The organism is Candidatus Amarolinea dominans (genome assembly GCF_016704685.1).
Taxonomy (GTDB): Bacteria; Chloroflexota; Anaerolineae; order SSC4; family Amarolineaceae; genus Amarolinea; species Amarolinea dominans.
In genome coordinates, this window is record NZ_JADIZS010000004.1 from 224,944 (window position 1) to 248,305 (window position 23,362).

At 65.1% G+C, this 23,362-nt stretch carries 25 protein-coding genes; 21 read left to right on the top strand and 4 right to left on the bottom strand.

The features are described from left to right. Positions 1-355 precede the first annotated feature (355 nt). The 13 genes from IPF85_RS04180 (at position 356) to thpR (ending at position 14,730) form a co-directional block, all read left to right on the top strand. Positions 356-757, top strand: coding sequence for a GxxExxY protein (locus IPF85_RS04180; RefSeq protein WP_343406799.1), 402 nt, complete (start codon positions 356-358; stop codon positions 755-757). 420 nt (positions 758-1,177) lie between these two features. Beyond that, complete coding sequence (locus tag IPF85_RS04185; protein ID WP_343406800.1) at positions 1,178-4,519, top strand: Swt1 family HEPN domain-containing protein; 3,342 nt, start codon at positions 1,178-1,180, stop codon at positions 4,517-4,519. A 202-nt stretch (positions 4,520-4,721) separates the two neighbouring features. Next, positions 4,722-6,116, top strand: coding sequence for a pyridoxal-phosphate dependent enzyme (locus IPF85_RS04190; RefSeq protein ID WP_343406801.1), 1,395 nt, complete (start codon positions 4,722-4,724; stop codon positions 6,114-6,116). Between the two features lie 55 nt (positions 6,117-6,171). Beyond that, complete coding sequence (locus IPF85_RS04195; RefSeq protein WP_343406802.1) at positions 6,172-6,411, top strand: hypothetical protein; 240 nt, start codon at positions 6,172-6,174, stop codon at positions 6,409-6,411. Then, positions 6,398-6,718 (top strand): type II toxin-antitoxin system PemK/MazF family toxin, encoded by a 321-nt coding sequence (locus IPF85_RS04200; RefSeq protein ID WP_343406828.1) that lies wholly within the window; start codon positions 6,398-6,400, stop codon positions 6,716-6,718. Before IPF85_RS04195 ends, IPF85_RS04200 begins: the two co-directional genes overlap by 14 nt. Positions 6,719-6,750: 32 nt before the next feature. After that, entirely contained in the window at positions 6,751-7,713 is a 963-nt protein-coding gene (locus IPF85_RS04205) for an alpha/beta hydrolase (RefSeq protein ID WP_343406803.1), read from the top strand. A 126-nt stretch (positions 7,714-7,839) separates the two neighbouring features. Next, positions 7,840-9,198, top strand: coding sequence for a putative aminohydrolase SsnA (ssnA, locus tag IPF85_RS04210; protein WP_343406804.1), 1,359 nt, complete (start codon positions 7,840-7,842; stop codon positions 9,196-9,198). A 13-nt stretch (positions 9,199-9,211) separates the two neighbouring features. Continuing rightward, positions 9,212-10,201, top strand: coding sequence for an alpha/beta fold hydrolase (locus tag IPF85_RS04215; protein ID WP_343406805.1), 990 nt, complete (start codon positions 9,212-9,214; stop codon positions 10,199-10,201). Positions 10,202-10,221: 20 nt separating this feature from the next. After that, positions 10,222-10,497, top strand: coding sequence for a hypothetical protein (locus IPF85_RS04220; protein WP_343406806.1), 276 nt, complete (start codon positions 10,222-10,224; stop codon positions 10,495-10,497). A 215-nt stretch (positions 10,498-10,712) separates the two neighbouring features. Then, positions 10,713-11,705 carry a glycosyltransferase gene (locus IPF85_RS04225; RefSeq protein ID WP_343406807.1) on the top strand — a complete coding sequence of 331 codons (993 nt, stop codon included), beginning with the start codon at positions 10,713-10,715 and terminating at the stop codon, positions 11,703-11,705. A 1-nt stretch (position 11,706) separates the two neighbouring features. After that, a complete protein-coding gene (gene mvk / locus IPF85_RS04230; RefSeq protein ID WP_343406808.1) occupies positions 11,707-12,672 on the top strand; it encodes a mevalonate kinase in 966 nt (321 codons plus the stop codon). 8 nt (positions 12,673-12,680) lie between these two features. Then, positions 12,681-14,087 (top strand): UbiD family decarboxylase, encoded by a 1,407-nt coding sequence (locus IPF85_RS04235; protein ID WP_343406809.1) that lies wholly within the window; start codon positions 12,681-12,683, stop codon positions 14,085-14,087. Positions 14,088-14,097: 10 nt separating this feature from the next. Beyond that, positions 14,098-14,730: an RNA 2',3'-cyclic phosphodiesterase gene (thpR, locus tag IPF85_RS04240; protein ID WP_343406810.1), complete on the top strand. Its 633-nt coding sequence runs from the start codon at positions 14,098-14,100 to the stop codon at positions 14,728-14,730. Here the strand turns inward: thpR and IPF85_RS04245 are convergent. After that, positions 14,671-16,122, bottom strand: a complete 1,452-nt coding sequence (locus tag IPF85_RS04245; protein WP_343406811.1) for a hypothetical protein — start codon at positions 16,120-16,122, stop codon at positions 14,671-14,673. The genes thpR and IPF85_RS04245 overlap by 60 nt on opposite strands. Before the next feature lie 167 nt (positions 16,123-16,289). Between IPF85_RS04245 and IPF85_RS04250 the strand changes: the two genes are divergently transcribed. The 5 genes from IPF85_RS04250 (at position 16,290) to IPF85_RS04270 (ending at position 20,541) form a co-directional block, all read left to right on the top strand. Next, positions 16,290-17,999 (top strand): DUF2723 domain-containing protein, encoded by a 1,710-nt coding sequence (locus tag IPF85_RS04250; protein WP_343406812.1) that lies wholly within the window; start codon positions 16,290-16,292, stop codon positions 17,997-17,999. Beyond that, a complete protein-coding gene (locus IPF85_RS04255; RefSeq protein ID WP_343406813.1) occupies positions 17,969-18,250 on the top strand; it encodes a hypothetical protein in 282 nt (93 codons plus the stop codon). The genes IPF85_RS04250 and IPF85_RS04255 overlap by 31 nt, the downstream gene beginning before the upstream one ends. 1,238 nt (positions 18,251-19,488) lie before the next feature. Beyond that, on the top strand, positions 19,489-19,827 hold the full coding sequence (locus IPF85_RS04260) for a hypothetical protein (RefSeq protein ID WP_343406814.1): 339 nt from the start codon (positions 19,489-19,491) through the stop codon (positions 19,825-19,827). 4 nt (positions 19,828-19,831) lie between these two features. Then, complete coding sequence (locus tag IPF85_RS04265) at positions 19,832-20,176, top strand: DUF433 domain-containing protein (RefSeq protein WP_343406815.1); 345 nt, start codon at positions 19,832-19,834, stop codon at positions 20,174-20,176. A gap of 14 nt (positions 20,177-20,190) precedes the next feature. Continuing rightward, positions 20,191-20,541, top strand: a complete 351-nt coding sequence (locus IPF85_RS04270; RefSeq protein ID WP_343406816.1) for a hypothetical protein — start codon at positions 20,191-20,193, stop codon at positions 20,539-20,541. Positions 20,542-20,621: 80 nt separating this feature from the next. Here the strand turns inward: IPF85_RS04270 and IPF85_RS04275 are convergent, their stop codons facing one another. The 3 genes from IPF85_RS04275 to IPF85_RS04285 form a co-directional block, all read right to left on the bottom strand. Further along, on the bottom strand, positions 20,622-21,095 hold the full coding sequence (locus tag IPF85_RS04275) for a hypothetical protein (RefSeq protein ID WP_343406817.1): 474 nt from the start codon (positions 21,093-21,095) through the stop codon (positions 20,622-20,624). After that, entirely contained in the window at positions 21,092-21,493 is a 402-nt protein-coding gene (locus tag IPF85_RS04280; RefSeq protein ID WP_343406818.1) for a nucleotidyltransferase domain-containing protein, read from the bottom strand. The genes IPF85_RS04275 and IPF85_RS04280 overlap by 4 nt, the downstream gene beginning before the upstream one ends. Before the next feature lie 140 nt (positions 21,494-21,633). Beyond that, complete coding sequence (locus IPF85_RS04285) at positions 21,634-21,948, bottom strand: hypothetical protein (RefSeq protein WP_343406819.1); 315 nt, start codon at positions 21,946-21,948, stop codon at positions 21,634-21,636. Positions 21,949-22,039: 91 nt separating this feature from the next. Between IPF85_RS04285 and IPF85_RS04290 the strand changes: the two genes are divergently transcribed. The 3 genes from IPF85_RS04290 to IPF85_RS04300 all read left to right on the top strand — a co-directional run bounded on the left by IPF85_RS04290 (position 22,040) and on the right by IPF85_RS04300 (position 23,334). Next, positions 22,040-22,495 (top strand): hypothetical protein, encoded by a 456-nt coding sequence (locus tag IPF85_RS04290; RefSeq protein WP_343406820.1) that lies wholly within the window; start codon positions 22,040-22,042, stop codon positions 22,493-22,495. Positions 22,496-22,701: 206 nt separating this feature from the next. Beyond that, entirely contained in the window at positions 22,702-22,983 is a 282-nt protein-coding gene (locus tag IPF85_RS04295; RefSeq protein ID WP_343406821.1) for a hypothetical protein, read from the top strand. Beyond that, positions 22,984-23,334, top strand: a complete 351-nt coding sequence (locus IPF85_RS04300; RefSeq protein ID WP_343406822.1) for a type II toxin-antitoxin system PemK/MazF family toxin — start codon at positions 22,984-22,986, stop codon at positions 23,332-23,334. It abuts the gene before it with no gap. Positions 23,335-23,362 lie beyond the last annotated feature (28 nt).

Here is a 23,362-nt window from a genome sequence, read left to right on the forward strand (position 1 = left end):
TCGGACAGGATGAACAGGATTGACAGGATAACGAAGAATCCATCCTGTTCATCCTGTAAATCCTGTCAAAGACGGAATAGGACACGCTATTCGGACAGGATGAACAGGATTGACAGGATAACAAAGAATCCATCCTGTTCATCCTGTACATCCTGTCAAAGACGGAATAGGACACGCTATTCGGACAGGATGAACAGGATTGACAGGATAACAAAGAATCCATCCTGTTCATCCTGTACATCCTGTCAAAGACGGAATAGGAGACGCTATTCAGACAGGATGAACAGGATTGACAGGATAACAAAGAATCCATCCTGTTCATCCTGTACATCCTGTCAAAGTTTAGGAGGACGATATGGAAGACGAAGCACTGACAGAGAAGATCATCGGCTGTGCCATGAAGGTGCATCGGACCCTGGGGCCGGGCTTTCTGGAATCGGTGTACGAGAACGCATTTGCTCATGAAATGAGAAAGGCTGGTCTGCGCGTCGAATGCCAGGTGCCGATCCAGGTGTACTACGACGGCATCGTGGTGGGAGATTTTTCTGCTGATATGCGAGTCGAGGGCCGGATACTCATCGAAAACAAGGCCGTGCTGGCGCTCAATACGACTCATGAAGTCCAGCTTGTCAACTACCTCACGGCCACTGGCATCGAAATCGGTCTATTGATCAACTTCGGGGCCGCCCGCCTGGATGTCAAGAGAAAATACCGGACGTATCGTAAGGCAGGATTTGGACAGGATGTACAGGATTGACAGGATAGAGCATAATCCATCCTGTTCATCCTGTGAATCCTGTCAAAGATGGAATAGCAGACGCTATTCGGACAGGATGAACAGGATTGACAGGATAACGAAGAATCCATCCTGTTCATCCTGTACATCCTGTCAAAGACGGAATAGGACACGCTATTCGGACAGGATGTACAGGATTGACAGGATAACGAACAACCCATCCTGTTCATCCTGTACATCCTGTCAAAGACGGAATAGGACACGCTATTCGGACAGGATGAACAGGATTGACAGGATAACGAACAACCCATCCTGTTCATCCTGTACATCCTGTCAAAGATGGAATAGGAGACGCTATTCGGACAGGATGAACAGGATTGACAGGATAACGAAGAATCCATCCTGTTCATCCTGTCCATCCTGTCCAGAAGGGGAGATCTGATGGCAATCACCAACCACGAACGCGTCGGTAAGGCGCTGGAATTGCTGCGCGATGGATTGCGCCCGTTTGTTGCGCGGGAGATGGAAAATAAGCACGGCAAATACTGGATCACCACTGTGACCGCGGCCTGGCCCAACGAGCTGACCTGGCGGGAGGGCGAGGACGAGCCGCAGATGGATGCGGCCGTACTGCTGCGCATGATGTGGGATCAGTGGAACGTCGTCTTCCGCGACACCCTGGGCTTCTCGGAACGCTCCCTGGTCAGCGAGCTGCGCGAGGTGCGCAACAAGTGGGCGCACCAGGAACCCTTCTCCACCGATGACGCCTACCGCGCGCTCGATTCGGCCGCGCGCCTGCTGACGGCCATCTCCGCTCCGCAAGCCGACGAGATCGAAAAGATGAAGCTGGAGCTGCTGCGCCTGCGCTTCGACGAGCAGGTGCGCAGCGAGAAGCGCAAGACCGCCGGCGTCGCCATCGAAAGCCAGGTCACCGGCAGCCTCAAGCCCTGGCGCGAGGTGGTGACGCCCCACCCCGATGTCGCCAGCGGCCGCTACCAGCAGGCCGAGTTCGCCGCCGATCTCTGGCAGGTCCACCTGGGCGAGGGGACCGATGAGTACCGCGACCCGGTCGAGTTCTTCCGCCGCACCTACCTCACCGAGAGCCTGAAGGCCATGCTGGTGGGCGCGGTGCGGCGTCTCGCCGGCCGGGGCGGCGACCCGGTCGTGCAGCTCCAGACCAACTTCGGCGGCGGCAAGACCCACTCCATGCTGGCGCTCTATCACCTCTTCTCCGGCATCGCGCCCAGCGAGCTGGCCGGCATCGACGCGGTCATGGCGGAGGCGGAAGCCACGACCCTCCCAACCGTCCGCCGCGTGGTGCTGGTGGGCAACAAGATCTCGCCCGGCAACCCGGTCGTCAAGCCCGACGGCACGGTGGTGCGCACGCTGTGGGGCGAGCTGGCCTGGCAGCTCGGCGGCAAGCCCGCCTTCGCCCGCATCCAGGCCGACGACGAGCGCGCCACCAGCCCCGGCGACGCGCTGCGCGAGCTGTTCAAGGAGTACGGCCCCTGCCTGATCCTGATCGACGAATGGGTGGCCTATGCGCGCCAGCTTCACGACCAGAGCGACCTGCCGGCCGGCGGCTTCGAGACCCAATTCAGCTTCGCCCAGGTGCTCACCGAGTCGGCCAAACTGGCGGGCAACTGCCTGCTCGTCATCAGCCTGCCCGCCTCCGACACCACCGGCTCGCCCCACACCCTGGCCGACGACGTCGAAGTGGGCGGCCAGCGCGGCCGCGAGGCGCTCGATCGGCTGCGCAACGTCGTGGGCCGCGTCGAGTCCTCCTGGCGGCCGGCCAGCGCCGAAGAAGGTTTCGAGATCGTGCGCCGGCGCCTCTTCGAGCCGCTGAGCGACCCCGCCCAGTTCAAGGATCGCGACGTGGTGGCGCGCGCCTTTGCCGACTTCTACCGTTCGCAGCATCAGGAATTCCCGCCCGAATGCCGCGACGCCGACTACGAAAAACGCATCCGCGCGGCCTACCCGATCCACCCGGAAATCTTCGACCGGCTCTACAGCGACTGGTCCACGCTGATCAAATTCCAGCGCACCCGCGGCGTCCTGCGCCTGATGGCCGCGGTGATCCACAGCCTGTGGGAGAAGGGCGACCGCAACCCGCTGATCCTGCCGGCCAACATCGCGATTGACGACCCGCGCGTGCAGTTCGAGCTGACGCGCTACCTCCCGGACAACTGGGTGCCGGTGATCGAGAAGGACGTGGATGGCCCCGGTTCGCTGCCGCTGCGGCTGGATGGCGAGGTGCCCAACCTGGGCAAATTCGCCGCCTGCCGCCGCGTCGCGCGCGCCATCTACCTCGGCTCCGCGCCCACCGCGGCTGCGGCCCACCGCGGCATCGAAGACCGCCGCGTCAAGCTCGGCTGCGTCATGCCCGGCGAGTCGCCCGCGGTCTTCGGCGATGCCCTGCGCCGCCTGGCCAGCGCGGCCACCTACCTCTACCAGGACGGCCCGCGCTACTGGTACTCGACCCAGCCCACCGTCACCAAGCTGGCGGAAGATCGCGCCGAGCAGTTCAAGCGCCAGCCTGACAAGATCGTGCAGGAGTTGGACCGCCGCCTGCGCCGTGATCTCGAAAACCGGGGCGACTTCTCCCGCATCCACCCCCTGCCCCAGTCGAGCCACGACATCTCGGACGAACTCGACACGCGGCTGGTGGTGCTCGGCGTGGATCATCCCTACAGCAAAGAGCCTGGCAACGCCGCCGAAACCGCGGCCCAAGCCCTCCTCGAAGCGCGCGGCAACGTGCCCCGCCTCTTCCGCAACACCCTCGTCTTTCTCGCGGCCGACAAGAACCGGCTCCAGGACCTCGACGAGGCAACCCGCAGCTACCTGGCCTGGACTTCCATCCTGGATGAGAAGGTCACGCTCGATCTCGCGCCGCTGCAGGTCAAGCAAGCGGAGACGCAACGGGCCGCGGCCGACACCACGGTCACCGCGCGGCTCCCGGAAACCTACCAGTGGCTGCTCGTGCCCGTGCAGGGGACGCCCCAGGCCCCCGTCACCTGGCAGGCGCTGCGGCTGACCGGCTCGGATGCGCTGGCCGTGCGCGCCAGCAAGAAGCTCAAGAACGACGACCTCCTGGTCACCGCGCTCGCCGGCACGATGCTGCGCATGTGGTTGGATCGCATCCCGCTCTGGCGCGGGGATCACGTGTCCGTCCGCCAGCTTGTGGATGATTTTGCGCGCTATCACTACCTGCCGCGGCTGCGCGACGCCTCGGTCTTGCTCAACGCGATCAGTTCGGGCCTTGCGCTGCTCACCTGGGAGCAGGACAGCTTCGCCTACGCCGACAGCTTCGACGAACGCGCGGGTCGCTACCGCGGGGTGCAGAGCGGTCAGCGCGTGACGTTGGCGGATACCAGTGCGCCGGGGCTGCTGGTGAAGCCGGCGCTCGCGCGCCGGCAGTTGGACGCCGAGCGCGTGGCGCTGCCGGTCGGCGGCTCTGATCCCGCGTCGCCGCAGCCTGCGCCTGGCCCTGGGCCTGGGCCTGGGTCAACGCCCCGGCCTGCGCCTGACCCCGCGCCGCGGACTGGCCCCAAACGCTACCACGGCACAGTCAGCCTCGACCCCGCCCGCGTCGGCCGCGACGCCAGCCGCATCGCCGACGAGGTGATCGCCCATCTCGCCGGCCTGGTCGGCGCCGGGGTGACAGTGACCCTCGAAATCGAAGCCGAGATCCCCGGCGGCGCGCCAGACACCGTCGTGCGCATCGTCACCGAAAACAGTCGCACCCTGAAATTCAGCAGCCAGGGCTTCGAGAGGGAGTAGGAGTTGCCGAAGCTCGGGGTGACCTGTCCATCAACCTCTTGTACAGGTCATAACACAAGCACAACAAACCACCAAAGTTGACAAATTTTGACGGAAATACAAACAATTGGTTGCGGGGCTCGAAGGTTTGTCTCGCAGCGCAAAAAGAAAGAAAGAAAGAAAGAAAGAAAGAAAGAAAGAAAGAAAGAAAGAAAGCGAGATCATGACACACAAATCCATCATCACCGGCCCCACGTTCGAAGAGATGCTGCACCCTGAGACGATTGCGCCCGCGACGCGCGCGGCTGCGCTGCGCATGAAGACGGAAGACCCGCTCGATCCGATCAACCTGTTCAACATCACCTGGAAGGATGCGGCCAACACGCCCTACTACCAGGTGCTGCCCACGGCGCTGACCGGCGTGGACGCGAACATCGTCGTCCTCTACGGCAAGGAGTTCCCCACCGGCGCGCACAAGGTCGGCGCGGCCTACTCCGTGCTGGTAGAAAAGGAGCTGTTCGGCGAGGTGGACCCCAGCCAGCACACGCTCGTCTGGCCCAGCACCGGCAACTACGGCATCGGTGGCGCGTGGGTGGGCTGCCGCATGGGCTTCGACGGCATCGTGGTGCTGCCCGCGGAGATGAGCCAGGAGCGCTTCGAGCGCATCCGCAGCTACGGCGCCCGCGTCATCGCCACGCCCGGCTCCGAGTCCAACGTCAAGGAAATCTACGACAAGACCTGGGAACTGCGCCGTGATCCGAAGGTGCGGGTGCTCAACCAGTTCGAGGTGATGGGCAACTATCGTTTTCATTATTATGTCACCGGCAACACCATCGTGGAGCTGGCCGCGCTCCTGCACAGCCAGGGCATCGGCAACGGTAAAATTGCCGCCTACTGCTCGGCGATGGGCTCGGCCGGCACCATTGCCGCGGGCGACCGCCTGAAGCAGGTGTGGCCGGACCATCGCATCATCGGCCTGGAACCGGTGCAGTGCCCCACGATGTACAACAACGGCTACGGCAGCCACGACATTCAGGGCATCGGCGACAAGCACGTCACCTGGATTCACAAAGTCAACAACATGGACGCGATCATGTGCCTGGATGACATCGAGTGCAAGAAGGGGCTGCAGTTGCTGACCGAGCCGGCCGGTTGGGAAACGCTGCAGCGGCGCTACGGCATCGCGCCAGAAACGGTGCAGAATCTCGCGGCCATCTTCGGCATCAGCGGCGTCTGCAACGTGCTCGGCGCGATCAAGACGGCCAAATACTACGGCCTGGGCAGTCAGGAGACGGTGGTCACCATCTGCACCGATGCCATTGACCGCTATTACTCGGTCATGGCAGCGATGACCGCCTGCTACGGGCGCATGGACGAAACGGAAGCGGCCGTGCGCGTCGAGTCTATCTTCCACGATCAAAAGACCGACTGGATCCGTGAGGGCACGCAGCACGCCCGCGCCTGCTGGCACAACCTGAAGTATTACACCTGGGTGGAGCAGCAGGGCAAGACCGTGCAAGAGTTGGACGCGCAGAAGGACCCGGCCTGGTGGCTGGAGCATCAGGCGCTCGTCGCGGAAATTGACAGCAAGATACGCTCTGCGCGCCAGGCCTCGTAGGGCCGCGGAATCACCACCGCAAATTCGTAATCGGAGAACCAGGAGAATCGTAATCATGAAGACTACACTCATGAATCTTTCCTATGAAGTGGAGTTGGAGCCAGGTGAGCGTTTGTCTCTACCAGAGTGGCTCGTTGGCAGCATTGGATCGGGACATTGGGTACTCATCATCAAACCATTCGACGCTTCTCTACACCTGGCGCCGATCTCATCACCAATTCGCGATCATACTGCGTTCCTCAGTTCGTATGCGCCAGAGGATGAAGGACTCTACGATGATTATGCGCCCGGGTGAATTTTGGATTGCAGATATTCCCTTTACCAACGCCACGGCGTCCAAAAGGCGCCCGGTTCTTGTCCTTTGGCTCGATGCAGAGGATGCAGTTGTGGCCGTGGTTACATCAGCAGGCATGCGTTCTTCAACTGATGTGAGCCTGCAAGAATGGAGCGCAAGTGGATTACGAGTTGCCTCCACGGTACGCTTATCACGCCTGGACTGTCTTGAACAGTCTCTCTTGCTTTTCCGATTGGGGACGGTAAGAGCTATAGATGCGGAGCGGCTCAAGAATGTCTGGGCATCAGACGTTAGACTCCGATTCTGAGCCACCTTTTTCAAAAACAAGGAAAGTCATTGATGCAAGTTCGTAATTCTGACGCGCAGTTTCGTGCGCACGAGGCGGCCGGCGCGTATGTCGCTGTGAACGGCGAGCGCATTTTTTACCGCACCGAAGGCGACCGCAGCGACGGCAGCCCGGTGGTCATGCTGCACGGCGTGCCGACCAGTTCGTACCTCTATCGCAAGCTGATTTCGCTGAGCGTGGGGCGTCATTTCGTCCTGGCGCCTGATTTCCCCGGCCTGGGACTTTCGGCTAAACCGCCCGGCCGTGACTATTCGTGGACGGCGCTCGCCCAGTTCGTGGCCGATTTCGCGACCACACTCAAGCTCAAGCCAATGCACCTGGTGCTGCATGACCTAGGCGGGCCGATCGGTCTGGAGTTTGCCATTCGCAACCCTGGCATGGTCGCCAGCATCACCCTGCTCAACGCGCCCATGCAGGCCAGCGCCTACAAGATGCCCGCGATCATGCGGTTGCTGGCGACGCCCGGCCTCAACCGCCTGGCCTTCGCCCTGCTGCAGCCGCGGTTGATGCTGCTGGCCTGGCGGAACATGGGCGTCACCGGCCAGTATAGCGTCAGCCTGACCGACATGCAGGTCTACCGCCGCATGTTGACGCACAACGACGGGCAGCAGAGCTTCTTCAAGATCATGCAGACGATTGATACAACGGCTGAGAAGGACCGCTTCCTGGATGAAGGGCTGCGCAGGCTCGGCAAACCGGCGCTGGTGATCTGGGGCAAGAACGATCCGGCCATTCCCGCCAGCCAGCGCGAATGGTTTACGCAGCGCGTGCCGGGCGCCGCGGTGCATCTGCTCAACGCCAAGCATTTTCTCATGGAAGATCACGCGGAGGAAATGTCCAGCCTGCTCCTGCCGTTCTGGGATCAGGTGGACGGCGTGCAAACCGAGAGCAAACTCGCCCGCGATCGGCTCGGCGAACGTCCAGAGATGAAAGGCTGGCACAAACAGGGTAACTAACCCCTTGCTGGTCATCATCAGACACAGCGCAGCAGTCTTCTGATCTGACTGAATTTTACACAATTAGACCGTGATGGCAAAATACGTGGCAAGCAGAGAGCTTGACCTATTCACATGAGGTTCACGATGCAAACACTCATTACCAACGGTACCGTTATCACCCTGGGCGCGGCCAATCGCATCATCGAGCGGGGGGCTGTCCTGGTGGAAGGGGACGAAATCAGGGCAGTGGGCCAGGCGGCCGAGATGGGGGCCGCTTTCCCGCTTGCGCAGCGCCTGGACGCAGCCGGCCAGCTCATCATGCCCGGCCAAATCTGCGCGCACACCCACTTCTACGGCGCCTTCGCGCGCGGTCTCTACATCCCCGGCGACCCGCCCAAGGACTTCCCCGAAATTCTACGCCGCTTGTGGTGGACCCTGGACAAGGCCCTGGATGCGGACGGCGTTAGCCTCAGCGCGCTGGTTTGCCTGGTGGACGCCATTCGCCACGGCACCACCACCCTGATTGACCATCACGCCAGCCCCAACGTCATCGCCGGCTCGCTCGATCTGATCGCCGACGCGGTCATCCAATCCGGCCTGCGCGCCTGCCTCTGCTACGAAGTGACCGACCGCGACGGCCCGGCGAAGGCGCAGGCCGGCATCGAAGAGAATGTGCGTTTCTTGCGGAGGATGAGAGAGCAGAGACCGGAGACCGGAGACCGGAGATTGGCCGCCACTTTTGGCCTGCACGCGTCGCTGACGCTGTCGGACGAAACCCTGGCCGCGTGTGTGGACGCGGCCGCGGGCTTGAATACCGGCTTTCACATCCATGCCGCGGAAGGGATGGCGGATCAAAATGACAGCCTCAGCAAGTACGGCCAGCGCACCATTGACCGCCTCGCCAGCCGGGGCATCCTGGGGCCGCAGACGATCGTGGCGCACGCCATCGCCATTGACGCCTGGGAGATGGGCCTGCTGCGCGAGACCGGCGTCTGGGTCTCGCATCAGCCGCGCTCCAACATGAACAACGCGGTGGGCGTGGCCGATGTGCCCGCCATGCTGCGCGGGGGCGTCAAGGTCGTGCTGGGCAACGACGGCTTTTCCAACAACATGTTCACCGAGATGAAGACCGCCTACCTGCTGCACAAGGCCTGGTGCAGCGACCCGCGCGTCGCCACCGGCAACGAGATTGCGCAGATGGCCTGGACCAACAACGCAGCCCTGGCGCGTCAGTTCTTCCCCAAACCGATCGGCGAGCTGACGCCCGGCGCGTACGCGGACATCATCCTGCTCGACTACGCGCCCATCACCCCGCTGACCCCGGCCAATCTGCCCTGGCATGTTCTCTTTGGCGCGGATGGCAGTCACGTCACCACCACCATGGTGGCCGGTCAGTTGCTCATGGTTCAGCGCAAACTGCTCTTCCTGGACGAACAGGCCATCGCCGCACGCAGCCGCGAAGTTGCCGGCCAGACCTGGCAGCGCTTCTGGGCGCTGTCGTAAAGGGGTACAGACCGTGTCCAACCAACAACCCGCCCGCCCGCCTGTGTGGGCGGCCTGGATGGCGAGCCTGTCCAACGGCTTTGTGGGCGACTATTTGCACACCCGCCAAAATGGCCTGGCCATTGAGATGGCTTTCTACCACCAGGGCCGGCCGCTGCCGTTGACGCAGGAAGCCGTGTTAGCCGCGCACCCGTGGCCAACGACCAAACTCTGCATCCTGGTGCATGGCCTGAGTTGTCACGAAGGGATCTGGCTCTATCCTGACCCGACCGACCCTGGGCATGACACCTCGTATGGCGCCTTGCTGCAGAGAGATTTTGGTTACACGCCATTTTTTGTGCGCTACAACACAGGGCTGGCGCTGGCGGACAACAGTGCGCGCCTGGCGGTTTTGCTGCATGAACTACTGGAGTGCTACCCGACGCCGGTGGAGGACATCCTGCTGATCGGGCACAGCATGGGCGGATTGATTCTACGCGGCGCCTGCCATATCGGCGCCCAGCAACAGGCGGCCTGGGTGCTGCTCGTGAGCCAGGTCTTTTATCTTGGCACCCCGCACGAAGGCGCCAGATTGGCCCGCCTGGGAGGCGCGACGACCGCCGTGCTGCACGCCGTGCCTCATCCGATCACCCAGCTCCTGGGCAACGTTCTCGATGTCTGGAGCCAGGGTGTCAAAGATCTGCGCCTGACCCAGCCGCTGGCCGCAGAGATGGGCAGCGACGGCGCGGCCGCGATACAGCCGATGCCCTGGCTCTCCCATGCCCGACATCATCTGATCGTCGGCGCGCTGACCGACGATCCGCAGGATCTCGCAACCCGCCTGTTCGGCGATGGTTTGGTGGCTGTGCCGAATGTCCACCCGCGGCCGCAGGTAGGGGATGGGTCGGCGCCCGTGGCGAAGGACAGCCTCAAAGTTCTACCGCGCACCCACCATCTGCAACTGACCCGCGATCCGGCGGTTTATGCACAGATCAAGCAATGCTGTGAAGATGGCGTGGAATAAGGGCGAGAAAGGACGTGACGATGGATCAGCAAACGCTGCAACAACTGCGCGGTGCCAGCGACCTCGTAACTGAGGGGGTTGACGCGACCGCCGCCGCGATTGGCGAGACTCACCAGGCGATGGCGCAGCGGCAATATGCCGTGTTGACCCGGATTGAGAGCCTCGTGGGCGACGTGACCGCGCTTGAACAGGTGCAGCGCATGATTACCGCGGGCGTCTACCGCACCATTCGCACGGTCAATCGCATCACCGGTAAAGTTGCGACCCGCGTCTGGGATCATCTCGAGGTCAAATAGCCATCATGTCCATTCGACTCTTTCCCGACACCAGCCGTGAAGCCGAGGCCGTCTTGATCGAGCGCATCCGTAGTCTGTCGGGCGCCCAGCGGCTAGCTGTGCAACAGCAGCTCAACGCCCAGATGCGCTGGAGGCATTGCAGGTGCCGTATTTGGTAGGTGGCTCGTTGGCCAGCACGCTGCAGGGCGCGTCTGCACACCGACTAGGGCAAGCATATGGATTCTGTCAGTATCATCATGAAGGTCTGGAATGCCCAGGCGCATGTGCGCCTCTGCCTGAAGACCTTGTTGCAGCACACCGATGACCCGTTCGAGTTGATCATCATTGACAATCACTCGCGACCAGAGGTGGTGCAGTTCTTGCGCGCCGCCGCCCGCGACGACTCACGAATCCGGCTGGTCGAAAACGCAACCAACGTCGGGCCAGGGCATGCCAATCAGCAAGGTGCAGCCCTGGCGCAGGGCCGCACGATCTGCCTGCTGGATAGCGATGTGCTCGTGCCCCCGCGCTGGTTGACGCGACTGCGCGCGGAGTTCGAGAGCCATCCCGCGGTCAAGCTGCTGGCCCCGCTGAACTATCACCAGACGCTCAGCCACCCTTTCGGGCCTGACAACAGCGCCGCTGCCTGGTTCGCGACCAAGAGGGAGCATCCGCAGTTGGCGCCGCTGCGCCAGTTCCATGCGTTTTCCAGGGGCCTGAGCATCGAAGAGTTCGACGAACTGATGTGCAGCACCCACGGCCGCGAGTTGGCGGCCATGGTGTGCCCGCCCATGTTCATCGGCACCTGTTGCGCCCTGTTGGACGCTGACTTCGTTGCGGCCGCGGGCGGGGTGGCCGATCCCCGGTTCGACGGTTATGGCAGCGAGGATGTGGATCTGTGCTGGCGGATCGCTGAGCAGGGCGGTCAGGTCGCACGCACGACCGCGGTTTATGTGCATCACTTCCACCATGCCAGCCTCATTGATAACGCGCTGGATCCGGAGGCGGCTTTGCAGCAGGCCAATCAGGTCCTCTACGCCAAGTGGAAATCGAAGCTGATCGGCCTGGTGCAGGCCGAAATGGCACGGGGTGGTTCGCCCAGGGATTACCTGAGCGCGTATTTCATTTTTCAGCCCCTGTCGCACCACACATCATTCGTTGCGGATCTGCGCGCGGCCACGGGGCGCGCCGACATCCCTGATGACATCATTTGGAAACCCAGGCCGTAACATGTTACACGCTCTCTACACGGCCTCTGCGCCGGGCAAGATCATTCTGATGGGGGAACACGCCGTCGTGTACGGCCGGCCGGCGATGGCAGTGCCCGTCCACCAGGTGCAGGCCACGGCCACCCTGACCGTGCAAGATGGCGCATCCGATCTGTGGATCGCTGCCACCGACCTGGGACAGCGCACGGCGCTGTCCAGCGCGCCGCCCGTGAATCCCCTCGCGCAGGCGGTGCGGCTGACCCTGACTTTTTTGCAGCGCGCCGCGCCTGCCGGTGAGCTGAGCGTGCATTCCACCATTCCCCTGGCCGGCGGCATGGGCAGCGGTGCGGCCGTTTCCACCGCCATCGGCCGCGCCCTGGCCGCCTGGGCAGGGCAGACCATTCCCGCGGCCGACCTGTCAGCCCTGGTGTACGAGGTGGAGCGCCTGCACCACGGCACGCCGAGCGGCATTGACAACACCGTCATTGCCTACGGCCAGCCGGTGTGGTTTGTCAAAGGCCAGCCGCCGCAGCCCTTTGCCATTCCGCACACCTTCTGGCTCGTGATTGCCAGCACCGGCATCGCCAGCCCGACGCGTGAGACGGTGGGAGACGTGCGCCAATCCTGGCTGGCCGACCCGCTGCGCTTCGAGGGGCTGTTCGACGACATAGCCGGCCTGGTCAACGCCGGGCGTGCGGCCATGCTGGCGGGCGATTGGCCGCGCCTGGGCGCGCTGTTCTTCCAGAACCAGCGCCTGCTGGCCGAGATGGGCGTCTCAGCCCCCATCCTCGACCGCCTGGTGGACGCGGCCCGGCTGGCCGGCGCGTTCGGCGCCAAGCTCAGCGGCGGCGGCCGCGGCGGCAACGTCATCGCCCTGGTCGAACCATCCGCCGCTGAGACGGTCGCCGATGCCCTGCGCCGGGCCGGCGCGGCCGCAATCTTCATCACCCCCGTATCCGCCGGCGCGGCGCGCGCGGCGCTCTTGTGAGTCGAACGATGGATCAACGAACTTTTCTGGAACTTGCGACAGCCCAGGGCCAGGTCATCACCATTGACCGGCCGGTTGACCCCCGCCTGGAACTGGCCGCGGTGAGCGGCGCGCTCGAAGATGAAGCGCCGGGCCGCATCGTGCGCTTCCGCCAGGTGATCGGCAGCGACTACGAGGTGGTGACCGGCCTGGCCGCGGACCGCCGCCATTTCGGCCTGGCCCTCGCCTGCCCGCCGGGCGATCTCATCTTTCGCCTGGCCGCGGCCCTGGCCAACCCGCAGCCGTCGCCTGTGCTACCGGCCGGCGAAGCGCCCTGCCAGGAGATCATCGAAGCTGACCCCAACCTGGAAACGATCCCGTTCCTGACCCATTGGGCCAGCGATGCCGGGCCGTACGCGACCGCGGCCGTGCTCTTCACCCGCGATCCGGACACGGGGGCCAACGCCTCGTTTCATCGTATGCTGCGCCTGGGGCCGCGGCAGGCTGCGCTGCGCCTGGTGGAGCGCCGCGGCACCGATAGCGCGCTGCGCAAAACGCCGGGCGACCTGCCGGTTGCCATCTGCATCGGCTTGCCGCTGCACGTGCTGCTGGCCGCGTCCCTGGCGCCGCCGCCGGGCGTGGATGAGCTGACCATTGCCCAGGCCCTGGCGCCCACCCCGCTGACGCGCTGCCTGACCAGCGACCTGCTGGCGCCGGCGGCCGCTGAGGTGGTGATCGAGGGCCGCCTGACGCATCGCCTGGCCGCGGAAGGGCCGTTCGTGGACCTGACGCAAACCCTCGATCTTGTGCGCCAGCAGCCGCTGCTCACAGTGGACTGCATCACCCACCGCCGCCGGCCGTTCTACCATGCGCTCTTGCCCGGACGCCTGGAGCACAAACTCCTGATGGGGATGCCGCGTGAGCCGACGATCTTCAGTGAAGTCAACCGGGTTTGCCGCTGCCTCAATGTCAACATCACGCCCGGCGGCGCCAGTTGGCTGCACGCGGTGGTGCAGATTGACAAACAGGCGCCGGGCGACGGCCTGCGGGCCATCGAAGCCGCGTTCCGGGGGCATGGATCGCTCAAGCATGTGGTGGTGGTGGATCGTGACGTGGATCTGTTCAACCCGGCCGATGTGGAATGGGCCATTGCCACCCGCTTTCAAGCCGGCCGCGGTCTGCATCTCTTTTCGGGTCAGCCCTCCAGCTCGCTCGATCCTTCGGCGCTGCACGTCCCCGGCCAGAAATCACGCTCCGACAAACTGGGCATTGACGCCACCGTGTTCTGGGACACACCGGCCGGGCCATCCGATCCGGCCGCCTATCAGAAAGTGACTTTGGGGGGGGGGGGGGGGGGGGGGGGGGGGGGGGGGGGGGGGGGGGGGGGGGGTTCCCCGATTGATCTGAGCCGTTACCGCGCGGCCAGCCAGGAATGATGGAGTAGGAATGAAAGACACACCAACCTCTCGCCGTCCCGCCGCCCTGCCGTCGCCGCTGCGTACCTTCATCGCGGTGGAGTTGGATGACGAGGCGCGCCGCCAACTGAAAACCCTGCAAATGGCCTTGCAACCCCTTGTGCCGCCAAGCCTGGTGCGTTGGGTGGCCCCAGAGAATGTTCACATCACGCTGAAATTCCTGGGCGACACGCAGCCCGATCAGGTGGCGGCCGTGACCTCAGCCCTGGACGGCATCGGTCCCACGCTGGCGCCCTTTCAGGTGACGCTGGCCGGCCGCGGCTGTTTTCCCAACTTCAGGCGGCCCAACGTGATCTGGGTCGGGCTAGTGGATCATGGGCAGCGCCTGCAGAAGCTGGTTGCCGCGGTCGAACGGAGCGTCTCACCGCTGGGCTGGCCCACCGAGGCGCGACCGTTCAGGCCGCATTTGACCCTGGGCCGCATCAATGACAACGCCACCAGTCGCGAGCGCGGCCTGATAGGCGCCGCGGTTGAGCTGTTCGAGGTGGGCGAACTTTCCACGCTGGCCGTGTCCGCCTGCTACCTCATCCGCAGCGACCTGAAGTCAAGCGGCCCGGTCTACACGGTGCTGAGGGAGGTGAAGCTGGGAGAGCAGCAGATTTGATTCATTTCCTGCGCACGAGGACGGCCAGTGCGCCGAAGGTGAGGGTGGCGAGCAGGAAACTGAAGAGGGCTTCGGCCGCGACGCCGGCCAGTTGGGCCTGCATCTGACCCGGCCAATCGGCCTGCAACCCGACCGCGGGCCACAGGCCGCTGACGCCCTGACCGGCGATGCCCAGGTACGTTTCGGCGCCGACGCCGTTCCAGCCCTGGCCGAAGCGGCCGTCCGCCAGCAGCGCCAGGGCGAGCAGGCCGCTGATGGCGCCGAGGCCGAAGACGCTGACGCTGCCGGTGCGGTCGTCCAGGCGAACCACTTCGGCGAGCAGGTAGGCGAGCAGGGGCGTGAGCAGTCCGCAGAAGGCGCCCAGGGCCAGCGCGGCCCAGGGCGGCACGAAGCCGGCCACGGCCAGGCCACTGACCGTACCGGCGCCAGCCCACGCGCAGCCATGAGCGGGTCCGCGTGGCCGGTGGCAAACCAGGTGTAGGCGATGGGGAGCAGGGCGCCGCCAGCGCCGGCCAGCAGCACATCAACGGCGGCCAGCGCGGGCGCCAGGTGTGCCCAATCGAGCAGAGGGTTGCTGAGCGCCCAGCCCACCGCGCCCACCAACAGCAGCCCGGCGCCGGTGATGGTCAACAGCGGCAAGTGTACGGGCGGCAGGGGCACGATCTCGTCGGGGGCGCGGCGGGCGTGGCGCGGCAGGAAGATCAACATGCCGGCCAGGGCCGCGGCCGCGCCGACGAGGAAGACCGGCCCGGCGTTGGCAAAATCAACCAGGCCATGCCCCAGGCCCAGGTTGCGGCCCAGGTGAGCCAACCAGCCGCCGCCGGCGCTCCAGTTGCCGGTCAGCGGATAGAGCAGGCCGCCGCTGAGCAGGCCGCCCACCAGGGTGACAGGCGCAGGCGCGCGGCCGCGCAGGGCCAGGAGTGGAATCAGCGCGGCGGTGATGACCCAGGGCAGGCGGCTGAGGAAGAGGAGATAGGCGTCTGCAGTGGCGCCGGCGCCCAGCAGGCCAAAGCCGCTCAGCCCGGCCATGCCCCAGCCCGTGCCCCAGCTTTCGTTCAGGGCTGACCACTCCCAGACCAGCCCATCGAAGCCAGGGCGGCTGTCCACCAGGCCGATGCCGCCAAATTGCAGGGCAAAGCCAACGGCCCAGTAGCTGAGCACGGCCAGGCCAACCGCCGCCAGCAGCGTCAGGGTGGCTTGACGGGCCTGTTCCGGCTCCAGCCCGCCGGCGACGAGCAGCGTCAGGCCAATGGGAAGCAGGAGCGCCAGCGCGCTGCTGAAAATGGACAGAACCAGCGCCGCATCCGGGGGCGTCGAAGCGGCTGCGTGCGCAGGGATGGCGACGATCAAACTGGCAAGCAAGGCCAGCAGGTAGCTCCGGCGGAAGCGCATGAGGGCGATCTCCTGACAACGAACGAGATGCGAGACGATGGGTGCGGATGACGATTTTTTCATCTTGCGGCCAAGTGTACCAGAGAATACGCGAAGACCAAAATGAAACCGCCGGAGTACACAAAGATAGGGTACACGGATTGACACAAAGGAGGTAGTAAAGAAACGTGAAGGACCGCGTGATTTCGTGGGGATTGGGGATCGCCAGCCTGGCGCTGTATGTCGCCACGGCCGCGCCGACCGTGGTGACAGTGTTCGACGACAGCCTGGAGTTCCAGGTCGTCCTGCCCACGCTCGGCATCGCCCATCCCACCGGCTATCCGCTCTACACGCTGCTCGGCTGGCTGAGCACACGCCTGCTGCCGTTCGGTGATGCGGCCTATCGCGCCAACCTCTTTTCCGCGCTGACGGCCAGCCTGACGGTGGTGCTGCTCTACCGGCTGCTGCTGCGCGTCGTGGGCGGCCGCATGCCCGCGCTGCTGGCCGCAGCCCTCTTTGCCATTTCGCCGCTGTGGTGGTCGCAGGCCACGCTGGCCGAGGTCTACGCGCTGCACGGGCTTTTTGTCGTGGCCTTGTGGCTGGTGGCCTTCGACGAACGCACCGCGCCCGACGCCGGTCGCTGGGCGCTTCCGGTTGCCGTGCCCATCGCATTGCCCCTGCTCAGCGGCCTGGCCTTGACGCATCACCGCATGACGCTCCTGCTGGCGCCGGGCCTGGCGCTGTGGGTTGGCCTGCGCTGGTGGGACAGCAGGCGGCCAGCGCGGGGATTCAGGCCGGTCGCCTGGCTGAAAGTCGCACTCCTGGCCGCGCTGCTCTTGCTGGCGCCGCTGCTGCTCTACGCCTACGTCTGGCTGCGCGGCCAGGCCATTCCCACCACGGCCGGCGTCTGGCTGAACACCTGGCCCGCGTTCTGGCAGCACATCAGCGCCAGCGCCTATGGCGCGTTCCTGACCGGTTCCAGCGCCAGCCGCGGGGCATCGCCGGACATCGTGCAACTTCTGCTGGCGCAATTCGGCCCGCTCGCTGCCCTGTTGGGCCTGTGGGGGCTGTTCCCCTGGCCGCTGCATTGGCGACGCTGGGCGGCACTGGCGCTGACCCTGGCGATCCAGGCCGCGTTTGCCCTCAGCTACCGCACCGCGGACGCCGAGGTCTTCTTCCTGCCGGTGACGCTGCTCTTTTCACTTTTCGTTGCGGCCGGCCTGGTGCAGGCGCAGGACGCGGCGCTGCTCTTGTTGGCGCAATGGCGACGGGCTGGCCTGCCCTTGCCGGGCAGGTTTGCCTGGTATCGAGCGGCTGTGCAAGCCGCCCTGGCCCTGCTCGTGGCCTGGGTTCCCGCCCATCAGGCCTGGGCTGCGTTGACCGCCGGGCCGCCCGGGCCGCAGACCTGCGAACAGGCGCTGGCGGTGGGCAAACCGCCCGATCTGACGCCCAATCGCCGCGGCGACTGGCGTGTGGCCGATTGCGCGCAGGACATCCTCAGCCAGCCGCTGGAGCCAGGCGCGGCGGTCATCGGCCTGCTGGGCGAGATCACCCTGCTGCGCTACTATCAGCAGACGGCCGGCCAGCGCCCTGATCTGCTCACGCTGGTAGCCGACGCCGAAGACGACCGCCGGGCGGCGTGCTGGCGACGCTGGCCGAGGGGCGCCCAACCTACCTGCTGCGCCCCCTCGCTGGCCTGCTGGCGTCCGGCCTGGCGCTCGATGCGGTTGGCCCGCTGCTGCGGGTGCGCACCACAACGATGGCGCCTGCGCCAGAACCGCCCGCCCTGGCGCAGCCGGTCGCCATCACGCCCCAGGTCGAGATTGCAGCCGCGGCCAGTTGGCCGGTATCTGTGCATCAGGGGCGTGTGCAGCGCATCGGCATCGTCTGGCAGGTGACCGCGGTCATCACCGACACCTTGCAGGTCTCGGCGCGGCTGCTCGACGCGGCCGGGCAGATCGTGGCCCAGTACGATGGGGAGCCGGTTCACCGCGCGCGTCCCACCCTCACCTGGCGGCCGGGCGAGCGCATCGTGGATGTCTACGACCTGCCCTTGCAAGGCCAGGGGCCGTTCACCCCGCTGCTCATCCTCTACCGCGCCGCGGACGGCCGGGAAGTGGGCAGGCTGGCCCTGCCGGGCTTCGATTGAGGGATTCGGCGGTGGAGACTGCTGTGCAAAGCCTGGATTTGCTGACCGGTTTGCCGGTTACTCGCTCACCGTGCTATAATCCGGTTGGCGACGCCCGATTGCTGCCGAGGATACGATAGAAAGCAGGAGACGGACGATGACCTATCAGACGATCACCTTGACGGTGCCGGAGAACCTTTACAAACGCCTGGAGACCCAGGCGCGGGCAGCGGCGCGCTCAGTTGAGGAAGTCGCAGCCAGGGCGTTGATTCGTAGTCTGCCGCCGCCGGTCGAAGCCGACCTGCCGCCGGCCCTGCGCGCCGAGTTGAAGGCGATGAGCCATCTGTCCGACGAGACCCTTTGGCAGATTGCTGATAGCACGATGAACCCGGACAAGGTGGCGCTGCATGAGGTGCTGCTAGAACGCAATCAATCCGGCGCCCTCACTCCCGAAGGCCGGCAGTGGTTGACCCGCCTGCGCGAAGAGGCCGACGCCCTGATGCTGCGCAAGGCTCACGCCTATGTCCTGCTGCAAAGTCGCGGCCACAAACTGCCCTCTCTCGAAGAACTCCACCTGCCGGCCCAGGCCGCCGCGGCGGAGGGGGGGGGGAAAGGGGCGGCAGCGGGGCCGGGGCCGGCGGCGGCCCCGGGGGGGGGGGGGGGGGGCGGGGGGGGGCGGCGGGGGGCCGGGGGCGGCGGACGGCGCGGGGGGGGGGGGGGGGGGGGGGGGGGGGGGGGGGGGGGGGGGGGGGGGGGGGGGGGGGGGGGGGGGGGGGGGGGGGGGGGGGGGGGGGGGGGGGGGGGGGGGGGGGGGGGGGGGGGGGGGGGGGGGGGGGGGGGGGGGGGGGGGGGGGCGGGGGGCGGGGGGCGGGGCGGGCCCGCGGGGGCCGGGGCGGGGACGGCGGGGCCGGCGGCCGGGGGCCGGGGGGCGGCGGGGGGGGGGGGGCCCGGGGGCGGGGGCCGGGCCGGGCGGGGGCGGCCGGCCCGGCGGGGCGCCGGGGGGGGGGGGGCGGGGGGGGGGCGGGGGGGGGGGGGGGCCGGGGGGGGGGGCCGGGGGGGGGGGGCCGCCCGGGGGGGGCGGGGGGGGGGGGGGCGGCGGGGCGGGGGGGGCCGGGGGGGCCCGGGGGGGCCCGCCCCGGGGGGGCCGGGGGGGGGGGGGGGGGCGGGGGGGGCGGCGGGGGGGGGGGCGGCGGGGTCAGAGTATTACATTGACACTACCGGAAATCATCTATGAGCGGCTCAGACAAGCGGCTCTGGCCATGCGTCTACCGCTTGACGATGTATTGGTACATGCGCTTCAAGTGGGGAGTCCTCCCAGTTGGGAAGATGCGCCAGCGCAGTTTCAGCCTGACCTGGCGGCTCTAGATCGGCTGAGTGATGATGATTTGTGGCGTATCATGCGCAGCACGCAGCTCAACCAGAACTGGTCACGCCATCATGAACTGCTGGAAGAAAACGCCAACGGAACGATCACGCCCAGCGGTCGAGCTGAACTCGAACGATTACGAACTGAGGCCGATCGCTTTGTCTTGCGCAAGGCTCATGCAGCCGCGTTGCTGCGTTGGCGTGGACAGCATGGTTTGCACAATACGAGGTGACACAATGCAACTGGAAGACTATTTCGCTTTCCTGGCGCCTGATGACATTCGTGTAAAGGGGACGCGCATCGGCATCGAGACGATTTTGACCGATTACCTGGAACTTGGCTTGTTTGCCGAACAGATCGCAACGCGCTACCCATCCCTCTCGGTCGAGCAGGTGTACGCCACTCTGACCTATTACTGGCGCAACCGCGCCCAGGTAGACACCTACCTGCGTCAGGTAGATCAGGAGATCGAGCAACAGCGCCACCAACAAGATCAGCACCCGTCTCCGGCTGTGCAACGCCTGCGTGAACTGGCGCGGCTACGCGACCAGCAGCGCGGTATGGTGGCCACGCCCGCATGAGTACGATTTGCTTCTTGCTCGACGAGCATGTCCCGCCGTTTATTCAGGCGCAACTGGCACGGCTGGAACCCAATCTGCGCGTATACATGATCGGTGATGATCTTGCGCCAGTGCGAGGCACACCCGATCCCGACGTTTTGCTTTGGATCGAAGCCCACGGCTGTTTGCTGGTCACCAATAATCGCGCCTCCATGCCGGGTCATCTCGCAGACCACCTGGCTCTCGGCCACCATGTTCCTGGCATCATTCAGTTGCCACGACGTATGAACATTCGCGCTGTCCTTGACGATCTATGGCTTATCTGGGCCGCGGCCCGGCCAGATGAGTTCCAGGATCAGATCGTTCACCTGCAGCTACAACGGTAATAAGCGCGACCCATTGTGACCGGGCTACCTCCTCTCGAAGAACTCCATTCCCGTCGGCCATGACTTCAACCTACGTTCCTCTACGCGACCTGCTCCAGAAACTCAGCAAACGCGGTCAATTCGTGCGCGACGCGCGCCATCGTCGGCGCCAATTGTTTGACCAGCACGCCGATCTGCTCCGGATCCAGATTGTAGGTGTAAACGTTGCGCACGACGTGGCGGAAGCCGCGATAGCGATCCAGGCGCTCACGTGTCTCCTGGCTCAAGACCGGCGGTCGGACACCGGGAATCTCAGCCGCCATCTGGCGCAGCAATTCATCATGCCAATGCGCGCCGCCAGGCTTCGCCTGGTCTACGCCATCCGCAATGATTTCCAGCAGGCGCTCCAGCCCGGCATAGAACCCATGCAGATTCAGGGCCGTCGCGTCCACATAGTAATCGTCGCTAGATGTCAACGCCTGCTGCCAGATCCGGTCGGTGCGCTCGACCACGCGCGCCAATTCCTGTGACTCCGCGCGAATCCGCCCCGCAATCGTGCGATAGATGCCATTCATAGAATCACTCCCTCGCGCGCGATACTTTCGCGCAACGCCGCCTTGCAGCGTTCCACCGCGACAAGATCCACTTTGAACTCGGGCGATAGGTCTTGCAGCCTGGCAACGGCCGTGAAGTAGTCATCGGGCGCCAGGCCACGGGCGGCCAGGTCAATATCCGACGTGGCGGTGAACCAATGACCGTGGACGGTCGAGCCGAACACGACGACCTGTGTCGCGCCGAACTGTTCCTTCAGTAACATCGCGGCCTGCCGCGCTACTTCCTGCGCGCGTGCGCGTCGAGAGGCCAGCGCGCGCGCCGTTTCTGCTGCGCGGCGCTGCGCCGTGGCGCGATAGACGGCCATCGCCGCCGGACTGGGATCGGGCGTGCTGATAGTCGCTGTGGCTGTTTCTGACATTGTCTCATCTCCGGTCTGCCTGGGCTGGCAGATGCGCTTACAGATCACTGCTGGGAGCATTCTAGCATCCCGTGGAAGGGCTGGCAAGCCGCAACATAGGCTGCGGCGCGGCTCGTGTCCCGTGCGTTGGAGCCGGGCCATTACTCCGTCCACAGCGGCGTCCCGCCCGTCGCGGCATCGTACAGGCGGAAGATGATGCTGTACGTGCCGGTCAGCGGCGCGTCGGCCGCACCCGCCAGCCGGCCCTGGTACGCGATCGTGCCGGTGGAGGCTGCGGTCGAGGCGACGCCTCTGTGCTCGCCCAACGGCAGCGCGCTGGCGGTCTGCGCGGCGACCAACAGGGCGATCATCAGCAGGGTGAAGATCACGTTGCCGGGGGTCGGCAACAGGCGCCGCAGCCGACCGAGGCCATCGGGCAGTGGGATGCGCAGGTTGAGATAACGTCGAGTTGACATCGGGAACTCCTTTCGAGAAGCGAATTGGCGTTTCATACCAGATTGCGGTATACTCTGTTCCGCATTATCGTCAATGTCTGGAGCAGCAGCGATGTTAGAACAAGCGATCACGGTCAGATTAGCGCCTCCGCTCATAGCCAAGCTCAAACGCGCCGCCGAGCTGACCTACCGCTCGGTGGATGAAGTGCTCGCCAACACCATCAACGCGACGCTGATCGCGCCGCCGGGCTTGCCAGACGACCTGGCCGGCGAACTGGCCGCCATGCGGTTGTTGAGCGATCGGGCCTTGCAGGCGGCGACGCATCCTTCCCTCGCGCCGGCCCAGCAATATCGCCTGCGACAGCTCAATCATGCGGCTGGCACGCGCGCGCTGGCCCCAACGGAGGCCGCCGAACAGACCGCGCTGCTGGCTGCCCATCATCGCTCCGTCCTCCGCCGGGCCCAAGCGTTGGCGATCCTGGCCGAACGCGGGTACCCTGTGCGCCAGACGCCATTCGACGCGTCGCCCACGGATGACGAGACCGATGATTCCGAAGCCACTGCGTGAATTGGTTCGCCAGCGGGCGCAAGGCCGCTGCGAATACTGCCAGACGTCCGAGTGGCTCAACGGGCTGCCCGGTGAGGTGGATCACATCTTCCCACGCGCCCTGGGCGGCCCGACGGATGCGGACAACCTGTGTTTCGCCTGCTCCTCGTGCAACGGTTACAAGACGAGGCAAATTGCGCATCGGGCGGGGAAAGGCGCTGAAGATCATGGCTCAACTTACTGGCTATACACTGGTCAAAATCCCCGGAGCTTTAGTGACCGAGATCCGGAGTGTGCAACCGGACGCCAATCTGGATAGTTTCATCCATCAGGCGGTGCAGGCGTACATTACGGCCGGCCGGCGGCGCCAGTTGCCGCAGCAACTTGCCAGAGATTACGATGCTTTGGCCGCGATGTACTCCGAACTATCCGCCGAGTTGTCCGACGAAGTCTGGCTGCCGGCCGAAAACGCGGCCCTGCTCCAGACCGAAAAGAACTTGGCGGCCTGAATGCATCTTCACCGCGGCGATGTTTTCATGGCGAACCTCGATCCGGTCGTCGGCTTCGAGCAGGCCGGCACGCGCCCCGTTCTGGTCGTGCAATGCGATCAAGCCAACGAACGCATCCCAACCGTCACCGTTGTGCCGTTGACCTCGAACCTGCGCGCCGGTCGCTTCTTATTCACTGTGCCTATCCCTGCGGCCGAATCGGGATTGACAGTAGATGGTGTGGCCCTGGTGTTCCACATCCGCACGTTGGATCAAACACGTTTGATCCGCAAGTTGGGACACCTCAATCCGCAAACGCTGGCGCGGGTGGATCAGGCTTTGGCGCTCCATCTCGGCTTGCCACTGCTCTGATCAACCTCCCCTCCCTGCGCAGCGACCG